The sequence below is a fragment of the Streptomyces sp. YS-3 genome, from assembly GCF_045257485.1.
Taxonomy (GTDB): domain Bacteria; phylum Actinomycetota; class Actinomycetes; order Streptomycetales; family Streptomycetaceae; genus Streptomyces.
This window is the reverse complement of sequence record NZ_JBJHPC010000231.1, coordinates 1-10,647: the sequence shown is the minus strand read 5'-3', so window position 1 is coordinate 10,647 and position 10,647 is coordinate 1. Positions and strand designations below refer to the sequence as shown.

General features: G+C 72.1%; 12 protein-coding genes. 6 read left to right on the top strand and 6 right to left on the bottom strand.

The window, feature by feature from the left end:
* On the bottom strand, nt 1–787 hold a 787-nt coding region (locus tag ACJA3G_RS19595), incomplete at its 3' end, for a hypothetical protein (RefSeq protein ID WP_406554314.1).
* A gap of 568 nt (nt 788–1,355) precedes the next feature.
* Between ACJA3G_RS19595 and ACJA3G_RS19590 the strand changes: the two genes are divergently transcribed.
* The 4 genes from ACJA3G_RS19590 to ACJA3G_RS19575 are packed head-to-tail and all read left to right on the top strand — an operon-like array spanning nt 1,356 to nt 5,285.
* The gene (locus ACJA3G_RS19590) at nt 1,356–1,577 is read left to right on the top strand and encodes an acyl carrier protein (RefSeq protein ID WP_406554313.1); all 222 of its coding nucleotides are present in this window, start codon (nt 1,356–1,358) and stop codon (nt 1,575–1,577) included.
* The gene (locus ACJA3G_RS19585) at nt 1,574–2,788 is read left to right on the top strand and encodes a beta-ketoacyl-[acyl-carrier-protein] synthase family protein (protein ID WP_406554312.1); all 1,215 of its coding nucleotides are present in this window, start codon (nt 1,574–1,576) and stop codon (nt 2,786–2,788) included. Before ACJA3G_RS19590 ends, ACJA3G_RS19585 begins: the two co-directional genes overlap by 4 nt.
* Nucleotides 2,785–3,795: a hypothetical protein gene (locus tag ACJA3G_RS19580; protein ID WP_406554311.1), complete on the top strand. Its 1,011-nt coding sequence runs from the start codon at nt 2,785–2,787 to the stop codon at nt 3,793–3,795. The genes ACJA3G_RS19585 and ACJA3G_RS19580 overlap by 4 nt, the downstream gene beginning before the upstream one ends.
* Nucleotides 3,792–5,285 (top strand): patatin-like phospholipase family protein, encoded by a 1,494-nt coding sequence (locus tag ACJA3G_RS19575; RefSeq protein WP_406554310.1) that lies wholly within the window; start codon nt 3,792–3,794, stop codon nt 5,283–5,285. The genes ACJA3G_RS19580 and ACJA3G_RS19575 overlap by 4 nt, the downstream gene beginning before the upstream one ends.
* Before the next feature lie 2 nt (nt 5,286–5,287).
* On the opposite strand, the gene ACJA3G_RS19570 is transcribed toward ACJA3G_RS19575, so the two are convergent.
* The 3 genes from ACJA3G_RS19570 to ACJA3G_RS19560 all read right to left on the bottom strand — a co-directional run bounded on the left by ACJA3G_RS19570 (nt 5,288) and on the right by ACJA3G_RS19560 (nt 7,719).
* On the bottom strand, nt 5,288–5,434 hold the full coding sequence (locus ACJA3G_RS19570; protein ID WP_406554309.1) for a hypothetical protein: 147 nt from the start codon (nt 5,432–5,434) through the stop codon (nt 5,288–5,290).
* 171 nt (nt 5,435–5,605) lie between these two features.
* Nucleotides 5,606–6,460: an HpcH/HpaI aldolase/citrate lyase family protein gene (locus tag ACJA3G_RS19565; RefSeq protein WP_406554308.1), complete on the bottom strand. Its 855-nt coding sequence runs from the start codon at nt 6,458–6,460 to the stop codon at nt 5,606–5,608.
* A gap of 59 nt (nt 6,461–6,519) precedes the next feature.
* A complete protein-coding gene (locus tag ACJA3G_RS19560) occupies nt 6,520–7,719 on the bottom strand; it encodes a CaiB/BaiF CoA transferase family protein (RefSeq protein WP_406554307.1) in 1,200 nt (399 codons plus the stop codon).
* A gap of 69 nt (nt 7,720–7,788) precedes the next feature.
* Here ACJA3G_RS19560 and ACJA3G_RS19555 point away from each other — a divergent pair, with 69 nt between their 5' ends.
* Nucleotides 7,789–8,565, top strand: a complete 777-nt coding sequence (locus tag ACJA3G_RS19555; protein WP_406554306.1) for a TetR/AcrR family transcriptional regulator — start codon at nt 7,789–7,791, stop codon at nt 8,563–8,565.
* 142 nt (nt 8,566–8,707) lie between these two features.
* On the opposite strand, the gene ccrA is transcribed toward ACJA3G_RS19555, so the two are convergent.
* Nucleotides 8,708–10,030 (bottom strand): crotonyl-CoA carboxylase/reductase, encoded by a 1,323-nt coding sequence (gene ccrA / locus ACJA3G_RS19550; protein WP_406554305.1) that lies wholly within the window; start codon nt 10,028–10,030, stop codon nt 8,708–8,710.
* 137 nt (nt 10,031–10,167) lie between these two features.
* Nucleotides 10,168–10,500, bottom strand: a complete 333-nt coding sequence (locus ACJA3G_RS19545; protein WP_406554304.1) for an isochorismatase family protein — start codon at nt 10,498–10,500, stop codon at nt 10,168–10,170.
* On the opposite strand from ACJA3G_RS19545, the gene ACJA3G_RS19540 reads away from it, so the two are divergent.
* A partial coding sequence (locus ACJA3G_RS19540) for an isochorismatase family protein (RefSeq protein WP_406554303.1) occupies nt 10,454–10,647 on the top strand: 194 nt, incomplete at its 3' end. The genes ACJA3G_RS19545 and ACJA3G_RS19540 overlap by 47 nt on opposite strands.

Sequence of the window (10,647 nt, the reverse complement as noted above, 5' to 3'; positions counted from 1 at the left end):
CGGTGAGGACAGGGGGTGGTTCGTTGCCGCCCGTCGGGCCCAGGGTGACAGTCCAGTCGCTGCCCGTGGCCTTCCCCGCGCTCCGGTAGGTGCCGGGGGGCCGTACGACCCGTGCCGTGCACGTCATGGCCGTCCCGGGCAGCAGCTCGGGGACGTCTGCATGGCCGGAGCAGTCAATGCGGCCGGGCGCGAGTTCCGGGTCGGCCAACTGGACGTCGTACAGCGGTCTGTTGCCGGGGTTGGTCAGGACGTAGCGGACCTCGGCCTCGTTGAAACTGGTCAGCAGGGCGCTCTCCGACAGGGACAGCTGCCCGGCCACACCCGCGTATCCGCTCTGCGCGGAAGCCGTCATCCGTATCCCCAGGGAGGCGATCTCGCCGGTCGCGGTGACCCAGCCGGTGTGCGGGCCGGGGACGGCGGGGAACCGGGCCGTGCACGTGGTGCTCGACAGCGCCCGCAGGGTCCCGAGGTTCCCGCCGCCGCAGCGGAGCAGCGCGGGCGGGACGGCCGGGTCGTTCAGACGCACCGAGGTGAGGTCGGCTCCGCTGTAGTTGGTCAGCCGGTAGACCTTGACGACGGGCGCGCCGACCCGGATACCGGGCTGCGTCGCGCCGAGGCCGGGACGGGTGTTGACGGTGACCGAGAGCTGAAGGCTGTTTCCGCCGACCCCGCCCGCGCGTGCCGCGGGTGCGCGGTCGGCCAGGGCCGCGAACATCGCGGCCGTGATCGTGCACACGGCGAGGAAGGCCGTTTGCCAGCCCAGCGGGCGCCCGCGTCGAAGCCCCATCGTGACCCCTTCTAGCGAGAATCGCTTTGAGCAGATGGTCACCGCTCGCCCGGTGGCAAGGGCCGCAGGCGTGCCGAGGTAATCGTATTTTCTGCCTTATATCGCTCTGATGGGTCAGTAGCCATGCCGTACCGCGCGCGTTCGCGGCCCTGGTCGAGGCGCTCGTTCGGCACGGGCGGAGCTCGTTGATTGAAGGAGAAACACTCCCCCGATCGGCCGATCGGCCCGCCATGGAGGCGGGGAAGACATGGCGTATGACGATGGTGAGTGCACTGCCTCCGCGACCGCCGCACACAGGGTCGGCTTCACCCCCGCCGGACCGCCCGGGCGCGGGACGGCGGGCGGGTGTCGCCGCGTGGGGCGTACTCGGCGGGCGGGGCACCCACTGACTTCCTGGAGCGCGCGGTCCGGCGCCTCCGGCACACACGCGGGCAACGCGACGGCCGGGTGCGGCCGGTCCTGATCCCACGCTTCGGCCGACCCGTGCGACGACCTCCACCGACCGGTGCGACGACCTGCCCGGTCGCCGTTCCCGTCCATCGACTCCATGAGCCATTTGGGGATGTCCATGTTCACTGAAGTCCGAGCCCTCATCTCGGAAACGCTGCGGATTCCGGCCGATGACCTGGCCCTGGACACCTCCCTGGCCGATCTGGACTCCCTCGCTCGCGCCGAACTCGCCGTCGCCCTGGAGAGCTCCTACCGGGGTGTCATCGACGGCGACCGGGCGGCACGCGCCGCGACGGTGCGGGACCTCGTCACCCTGCTGGAGAGAGGGCTGCGCCGGTGAGCGGCGCCGCCGCGGTCACGGGCCTGGGTCTGGTGACTCCGGCCGGCATCGGCGTGGCGGAGAGCTGGGCCGGCATCTGCTCCGGCCGCGCGACGGCACAGGTGGACCCCCGGCTCGCGCCCTCGCCGGTCCGCCTGGCCTGCCGGGTGCCCGGCTTCGACCCCGAACGGGCGCTGGGCGCGGAACGCGCTCACCGCACCGCGCGGTTCGGCCAGTTCGCGCTGGTAGCGGTCGCGGAAGCCCTCACCGACGCGGGGCTCGACCCCGCACAGTGGGACGGTTCGCGGGTCGGAATGGTCCTGGGCAACTCCATGGGCGGCCTCGATGCCTGCGTCCTGGCGCAGGAGGCCATGCGCGACGGCGGCGCCAGGGCCGTCTCGCCGCTCCTCCTGCCGCACTATCTGTCGAACATGGCGACCGGGCAGACCGCGATCGCGCACCGGATCACCGGCCCCTGCCTGGTGGTCTCGACCGCCTGCGCCTCGGGCGCCACCGCGATCGGCACCGCCCTGGACATGCTGCGCGCCCGGCGCTGCGACATCGTCATCGCGGGCGGCACCGAGGCGCCACTGACCCCGGTGGTGGCGACCGGTTTCGCTCAACTGGGCGCGCTGTCGCGTGCGGACGATCCGAAGAGGGCGTCCCGCCCCTTCGATTCCCGGCGTGACGGCTTCGTCCTGGCCGAAGGCGCGGGCATCGTGATCCTGGAGCGGGAAGACCACGCCCGGGCCCGAGGGGCACACATCCATGCCCGCGTCGCCGGACGCGGAGAGACGGCGGACGCCCACCACCCGGTGGCGCCCCATCCCGACGGAACCGGGCTGGAGCGGGCGGTGCGCGACGCACTGGCCGACGCCGGTCTGTCCCCGTCCGATGTGGACCACGTCAACGCCCACGCCACCGGGACTCCCCGCGGTGACGCTGCCGAGGCGTCGGTGCTGGCCCGGGTCTTCCCGCACCGGCCACCCGTCACCTCGGTCAAGGGAGTGACCGGTCACAGCCTCGGCGCGGCGGGAGCCATCGAGACGGTGTGCGCGGTGCTGTCGATCGCCCACCGGACCATCCCGGGTACGGCCAACCTCCACACCCCCGATCCCGCCCACGACCTGCACCTCGTCCCCTCCACACTGCGCCGGCCGGTGAGAGCGGTACTCACCCACTCCGTGGGCTTCGGCGGGCAGAACGCCGCGTTGGTGGTGACCGCCCCGTGAGGGAGTCCCGCCCGGCCACAGCCCCGCGCCGCGGCACGGCCCTGTGGCACTGCCTGCGACTTGGGTGGATCTACCTCACCCACTTCGAACTCCCCGCCCTGCGCGCCCTGTTGTCGCGCCGGACACGGGACGTCCACGCCCACGAACAGCTCTTCTGCCGTCTGAGTCACCGGCTGCTCACCGCAGGCGTCGAGAAGGCGGGATTCGTTCTGGAGCGCCACAACGCGCCTCCCTCCATCGAGCCCGGTCGCCCGGTGGTGCTGCTGGTGCGCCACTCCGGCCCCTTCAACCCCCAGCTGCTGGCCCTGCTCGCCTGCCACGAACTGGGGCGGAGCCTGATCTCGGTGGGACGCCTCCTGCCGGCCTTGGATCCGGCTCTCGCACTGCTGCTGCGTCCCCTACGGGTGGCGCTGTTCCGGTGGAACCGGCACGGGCCGGCCCGCGCCATGCGGTTCCTGATCCACCATGCCCAGCGGCTGGGTCCGGACGACGTGCTCGCGTACTTCCCCGAAGGCGCCCACATGACCGCCGCCGGCAGGCGCACGGCGTTGAAGGCCCTGCACACGTCCGATCCCGAACGCGCGGCCTGGGCAAGGCAGTTGCGGTACGTACTTCCTCCGGTGACGGCCGGGACGGCCCGGGTGCTGGCCCAGGCCGTTGACGCCGATGTCGTCATCGTGGGCCACACCGGTCTGGAAGACCCACTCGGCTGCCTGACCGACCTCGGCTATCCGTCGACCGGCGACCGTCGCGTACACCTGAACTGGTGGCACACCCCGGCAGCGGCCGTGCCCCGCGAACCGGCCGCGGCTGCCGCCTGGCTCGATCAGCGGTGGGCGGCCATGGACGCGTGGATCGCCCACGCCCGCACCCTTCCCCCGCCGCAGTCCCGCCCCGATCCCCCGGTGACCGCCGCGGATCGGGGCGGTGGGCCGGTCCCGGGCGCCGACTGTGCCGATCACCCGCTGCGCACCCCGACCACCGCCCCTGAGAGGCCCCAGAGATGACACACCAGCCCACCAGGACGCCCGAGGTCGCCTTCGTGCTCGGCGGAGGGGGCGTACTCGGAGGCCATCAGGTAGGCATGGTCCGTGCTCTCTTCGAGCACGGAATCACCCCCGACCTGGTCATCGGTACGTCCATCGGATCGATCCAGGGAGCCATGGTCGCCAGAAACCCCACACTGACGGTGTGTGACGAGATGCTGCGGTTCTGGCACGACTTCGTCGCCGACCGCGTCATGGGGCTCACCCCGCGCAGTGTGCTCAAAGCGCTTGCCCTGCGGCCCGAGATCAAGACGAACACCGCCGTACGCGCCCTCCTCGCCACCCACTTCACCGAACCGAGCAGGATCGAGGACCTCCAGGTCCCCTACCAGTGCGTCGCCGCGTCCATCGAGCGCGCGGCCGTGCGGTACTTCGACTCCGGGCCCCTGCTCCCCGCGTTGCTCGCCTCCAGCGCGGTGCCGGGACTGTGGCCTCCGGTGCGGATCGGTGCCGAGCACTACGTGGACGGCGGGGTCACCGAATCCGTTCCCCTGGCCCGGGCGGTGGCCAGTGGCGCGCGCACCATCTACGTCCTGCGCATGCGCCAGAACGAACGGCCTTTGCGCCCGGCCCGGACCCCCTGGCAACTGGGGGCGACCATCTTCGAGGTGTCCCGCCGGCACCATCTGCACCAGGTCCTCAACAGCCGTCCCGATGGGGTACGTGTGCACGTGCTGCCGAGCGGCGAGGACTCCGCCGGGCAGGGACGGGAGGCCCGCTGGCCCAGCAAGGCCCGTGAACTGGCCGCCATCCACCGTCGTATCGACCTCAGCTACGCCGCCACAAGCCGGTACCTTGAGGCACGCGCCACGCGACAGCCGGCCGTGCCCCGGCGCACCGCGCCGAGGCCGCACGTCCACCGCACCTGGACCGGCACCGTCCCGCCCCTGGTGACGGAGAAGCACCGGCGGCAGTTCCACCTCTTCGACACCGATACGGACGGTGTCGTCACGGCGTCGGACTTCACGGCCGCCGCCAAGCGGATGGCCACACGCCTCGGCCATGAGAGGGACAGCCCGCAGGCTCTGGCGCTGCGGGACGCCTTCGCCACGTACTGGCGCAGTCTGACCGGCGAGGCCGGTGTGCTCTCCTCGCAGTCCCTGACGCGGGAGCCGTTCACCACCGCCCTGACCGAGCTCGCCTTCACCCCCGCCACCTATGACACCTGCATCCTGCCGCTGGTCACCGCCATCCTGATGGCCGCCGACCACGACCAGGACGGTCTGCTCGGCAGGGCTGAGACCCGACTGCTCGTACGGGCCCTCGGCGCGGACGAGGCGGAGGCCGACCACATCGCCCACCGGCTGGACACCGACGGGGACGGCGTGACCAGCCTCGACGAACTGAGCGAGTCCCTGCACGACTACTTCACCAGTGAGGAACCCGGATGCGTGGGCAACCTGCTCTTCGGCGGGGCCGCCCAGCGTGAGCCGGGAGCCGAATCCGGCTGAGGTCAGCGCCCGCCGCGAAGCCGCTTGAACATCCCCCGGGCCTGCTCCCGCTTGCGCGGGTCGGCAGCCGCGCGCCGCACCGAGGCGATCGTCCGCTGCCCCTGCGGCGTGCGGCTGAACTGCTTGATCTTTGCGAGTAGCCCGGACATGAACCCTCCCGATATGGCTCGTTGTGACGCTACGTCGTCTGCCCCGGCACCGTCCGCCGAAACGGTGGCCCGGGGCGCCACGCGGGGCGCGGCGGGTACCGCCGGGAGCACGGCGGCGCGCCGGAAGCGTGTGGGGGCGCTCCAGGTCTTCGGGTACTCACGGAACGCCGCTCAAGCGGGATCCCGCGCCCCGAGGGCGGCGATGTCCAGGACGGTGCGGGCCTGGCGCAGCGCGGCGGTGTCGACGAGGGCGCCGGTCTCGTCGAGCCACGCACCGGAGCCCGCCGAGTGGGCGGCCTCGACACGTCGCAGGAGGCGGCGTGCGGCGGCCACGTCCTGGTCGGCCGGCGTAAACGCGGCGTTGACGACCGGGACTTGAGCGGGGTGCACCACCGAGCGGCCGAAGAAGCCGCGTTCGCGGCCACGGGCGCAGTCCGTCGCCAGACCGTCGAGGTCACGTACGGCGGGGAAGACACTCATGGGCGGGCGGGGCAGCCGGGCCGCGGCGGCGGCGAGCAGGACGCGGTGGGCCGCGGCGTCCAGTACGTCCCGGTGTGCCGTGCCGAGTTCGGCCGCGAGGTCGGCCGCGCCGAAGGCCAGGCCCGCCACCGAGGGGTGGGCGGTGGCCAGCGCGTAGGCCCGTTCCACGCCCAGCGCCGTCTCCACGAGCGGCACCAGGGGCACGCCCGGCAGGTGCCGCGCCGCCTCCGCCACCCGCTCCGGGTGTTCGCACTTGGGTATACGTATGCCCGAGACCCGGCTGCCGCGCAACGCGGCCAAATCCTCCTCACCGCCCTCCCCCAGCGGGTTGACGCGCACATACACCGGGCGGGGGTGTGCCTGGCCGAGGAAGGCGGCGGCTGCCTCGCGCGCGGTGTCCTTGAGGCGGGGCGCGACCGCGTCCTCAAGGTCGACGACCACCGCGTCGGTCCCGCTGGCGAGGGCCTTGCCGAAGCGGTCCGGGCGGTCTCCGGGCACATACAGCCAGGTGCGCCACGGGCCGGCGGGGGTGGGCCGTGCCTCCATCGGTTCCTCCTTCGCCGGGGGCGGACGGTGTGAGCCGGCGGGCGGCATCGGAACGGGAGTCACCGGATCACTCCCCTGGCGCGCAGCTCCGCCCGTTCCCGCGGGCCGATGCCGAGCCCGCCCAGCACCTCGTCGTTGTCCGCGCCGAGAGGCCGTCCCGCCCAGCGGACCCGGCCCGGGGTGGCGGACAGGTGGCTGGGGAGGCCCTGCATGGCCAGGTCGCCCAGTTCGGGGTCGTCGAGGTGCACGACGGTGTCGAGGGCGGCGAACTGCGGGTCGGTCATGATGTCGGCGATGCTGTAGACGGGTGCGATGGCGGCCTGGGCGTTCTCGAACGCGGTGATGACCTCGTCGGCGTCGCGCGCGGCGATCCAGCCGCCGACGACGGCGTCCAGCTCCTCGACGTGCTCGGCGCGCCGCGATCCGCTGGCGAACCACGGCTCGTCGATCAGTTCGGGGCTGCCCACCAGCCGCATCACCCGCTCGGCGATGGACTGCGCGCTGGTGGAGACCGCGACCCAGCGCCCGTCACGGCAGCGGTAGACGTTGCGCGGGGCGTTGTTGGCCGAGCGGTTGCCCAAGCGGCTGGGGATGACGCCGAGTTGCTGGAAGGCGGAGATCTGCGGGCCGAGCAGATGCAGGATGGGCTCGATCAGGGCGGTGTCGACGATCTGGCCGCGCCCGGTCGTCGCGCGCGCGTGGAGGGCGACCATCGTCGCGTACGCCGAGGTGACGGCCGCGATGCCGTCGGCGAGGCCGAACGGGGGCAGGGTGGGTGGCCCGTCGGGCTCGCCCGTGGAGTGGGCGAAGCCGCTCATGGCCTCGGCGAGCGTACCGAAGCCGGCGCGGTGCCGCATGGGGCCCACCCGGCCGAAGCCGCTGACCCGGACCATCACCAGACGGGGGTTGATCCGGGAGAGTTCCTGATAGCCGAGGCCCCAGCGCTCGAAGGTGCCCGGCCGGAAGTTCTCCACCAGGACGTCCGCGTCGCGTACGAGAGTCCGGCAGATCTCCTGGGCCTCGGGACGGTTCAGATCGAGGGTGATCGTGCGCTTGTTGCGGCCGATCAGCTTCCACCACAGGCTCTCGCCGTGGACCTGCACTCCGTTGCGCCGCGCCGGATCGCCGGTCGGGTGCTCGATCTTGATGACGTCCGCCCCGAAGTCCCCCAGCAGGGTGGCCGTGCCCGGCCCCGCGAACAAGGTGGCCGCGTCCAGCACCCGTACGCCGCTTAAGGGGAGTTGCGTCTCGTTCTCCACCGGGTATCACCGTCTCTTCCGCCGATGTGTACCGTAAGCCTTACGGTAATGCGTACCGTAGGCTGGTCCGTGACGGTACGCAAGATCACGCGGGCCCGGTGGACGCGGATCGGCCAGGCGGGAGAACGAAGGAGCACGATGGCGAAGGCCTCGGCGAATCCGGTTGCGGGCAAGGGCGGCAGACGGCCGCGGGGCTCGCTGTCGCGGGCGCAGATCGTCACTACCGCCCTGCACATCGCGCGGCGGGACGGCCTGGAGGCGGTGAGCATGCCGCGGCTCGCCCGCGAGCTGGGCTGCGGTGTGATGTCGCTCTACGGACATGTGCACAGCAAGGAGCATCTGCTCGAACTGCTCGCCGCGGGGGTGCTGCGGGACTTCCCGCTGGAGCGCTCCGGCTCCCTGGGCTGGCGCGAGGCGCTGGCGGCGTTCTCCGCGGCGCTGCGTCTGCGGATGCTCGAACACAGCGCGCTGGCAGAGCTTCTGATGACCCGTCGGATGTGGAGCACGGAGCTGGCGGAGGTCTTCGAATGGCTGCTCGGCCGCCTGACGGCGGGCGGCTGGCCGCTGCGCGAGGCGGTCCGCGCCTACCACGCCGCCCAGACCTATACGCTCGGCTTCGTCCTGTACGAGATCAACCGGACCGAGCCGCAGTGCCAGGAGGAACACCGTGCCTGGTGGGGCCACGCCGTCGCCGACCTGCCGCCGGCCTCGTTCCCGCTGCTGCACGCGGCGGCCGAGTACGCCCCCGAAGGCGCGCGGGACACGCAGTTCACCTGGGGCCTGGAGCGGCTGCTGAACGGCCTGGAAGCGGACCTCGCGTCGAGCGGCCCGCGGGAAGGGCGGTAGTCCGGCCGCGGCTGCTCGCGCCATTCTCCGCCCGCCCGGTGCACGGCGACAGGCCCGCTCAGTGCGCGTGTGGCGGCGGTGGACCGGAGCAGCCGCCGCGGTCCACCGCCGTGGTCGGGCTCCCGCCCGAGCCCTTGGGCCGTCAGCCCCGGAACAGCGCGAACCGCTCCTCACCCACCCGGGCACGCGCTTCGGCGTCGGTCACGCCCAGTCCGGCCCGCGGCGCGAGACCGAGCACGCCGACCTTGCCGATGTGCTCGTTGACCTGCACGCTGCGCGCGGCCTCGCCCGCCTCGTCGAGCGCGTACGTGGCGGACAGCGCCGGCAGGACCTTGCCCAGGCTGATGAGCCGGTTGGTCTCCCACTGCTCGTCGAGGTTGGCCCCGTGGCTGCCGATGATGTTCTTCAGCTTCATCCACAGGTAGCGGTTGTCGTACTGGTGGTCGTAACCGGTGCTGGAGCCGCAGGTGACGACCGTTCCACCGCGCCGCGCGAGGAAGACCGAAGCGGCGAAGGTGGCCTTGCCGACGTGCTCGAAGACGATGTGCGGGTCCTCGCCGACCGCGGCGCGGATCGCCTTGCCCAGCTTCTTCCAGCCTTCCGGCCGCTGCAGCATGGTGCGGTCGCCCTGCTCGATCTCGGAGCGGTCGATGACCGCTTCGCAGCCGAGCTTGCGCAGCAGCTCCGCCTTCTCGGGGGAACTGACGACACCGACGGGGATACCGCCGCCGTTGCGCACCAACTGCACCGCATAGGCGCCGAGTCCGCCCGTCGCGCCCCAGATCAGGACGACATCGCCCTGCTTCATCCGGGCGCCGCGGTCGCTGACGAGCATGCGGTAGGCGGTGCCCGCGCACAGCGGGTTGGAGGCGGCCTCCTCCCAGGTGAGCAGCGCGGGCTTGGGCAGCAGCTGGCTGGCTCTGACGACGGTGTACTCGGCCAGACCGCCGAAGTTGGTCTCGAAGCCCCAGGCGCGCTGGTCCTCGCCGAGCATGCCGTCGCGGTGGGTGGCCGGGTCCTGCTCGTCGACGTAGGCCGTCGCGACGACGACGTGGTCGCCCGCCTTCCAGCGGCGCACGGCCGAGCCGGTGCGTACCACCACGCCCGAGGCGTCGGAGCCGAGGATGTGGTACGGCAGGTCGCGCCGCGCGTCCCAGCCGCCGCGCCGGCCCATGTCCTCCAGGAAGCGGAAGGTGGGCACCGGCTCGAAGGTGGCCGACCACACGGTGTTGAAGTTGATGGCGCCGGCCATCACCGCCACCATCACCTCGTCGGGTGCCAGTTCGGGCAGCGGCACCTGGTCGACGTGTATCGACTTGCGGACGTCCTTGTCCTCGATGCCGGTGAACATCGCGGTGTCGGCCTTGTGGATCACGGCCGCCTTCATCTGCTCGGGCAGCGGCAGCTCCGCGAGCTCTTCACCGCTGCGGCCTTCGATGACGGCTGCTGCGAGGGACGTACTCATGGTTCTCCGATCTCGGACGGTTTGCCGGGGCAACCCGTCTCGGTGTGCGCGCCCGGTGTACGGGCGGGTGTGCCAGGGCGCCTTGCTGGTGGTCGGGTGTGCTGACGCGTGCCCGCGCGGAACGGCCGGGTCCGGACTTACGCGCCGGTGGCCTTGAGTGCGGTGAGGACGGCGTCGGTGGTGTCGAGGCGGGCGATCATCGGCAGGATCCGCTTGGTCGCGAACTCCTGGTGCTCGGCGGAGAAGGTGCTGGTCGCGTCCTCGGCGACGATCACGTGGTAGCCGTGCTCGTAGGCGAAGCGGGCCGTGGACTCCACGGCGAGGTTGGTGGCGACACCGGTGAGGACGAGCTCGTCGACTCCGCGACGGCGCATCTGGAGGTCCAGTTCGGTGCCGGTGAAGGCGCCCCACTGGCGCTTGGTGATGAGCAGATCGCCCGGGTGCGGCTCGAGTTCGGGCGATCTGCTCATCACCAAGCGCCAGTGGGGCGCCTTCACCGGCACCGAACTGGACCTCCAGATGCGCCGTCGCGGAGTCGACGAGCTCGTCCTCACCGGTGTCGCCACCAACCTCGCCGTGGAGTCCACGGCCCGCTTCGCCTACGAGCACGGCTACCA

Excerpts from the sequence above, each read along its gene's own strand:
- ccrA (WP_406554305.1), bottom strand. The coding sequence starts at position 10,030 with ATGAGTACGTCCCTCGCAGCAGCCGTCATCGAAGGCCGCAGCGGTGAA.
- ACJA3G_RS19545 (WP_406554304.1), bottom strand. The coding sequence starts at position 10,500 with ATGAGCAGATCGCCCGAACTCGAGCCGCACCCGGGCGATCTGCTCATC.
- ACJA3G_RS19575 (WP_406554310.1), top strand. The coding sequence starts at position 3,792 with ATGACACACCAGCCCACCAGGACGCCCGAGGTCGCCTTCGTGCTCGGC.
- ACJA3G_RS19570 (WP_406554309.1), bottom strand. The coding sequence starts at position 5,434 with ATGTCCGGGCTACTCGCAAAGATCAAGCAGTTCAGCCGCACGCCGCAG.
- ACJA3G_RS19565 (WP_406554308.1), bottom strand. The coding sequence starts at position 6,460 with ATGGAGGCACGGCCCACCCCCGCCGGCCCGTGGCGCACCTGGCTGTAT.
- ACJA3G_RS19590 (WP_406554313.1), top strand. The coding sequence starts at position 1,356 with ATGTTCACTGAAGTCCGAGCCCTCATCTCGGAAACGCTGCGGATTCCG.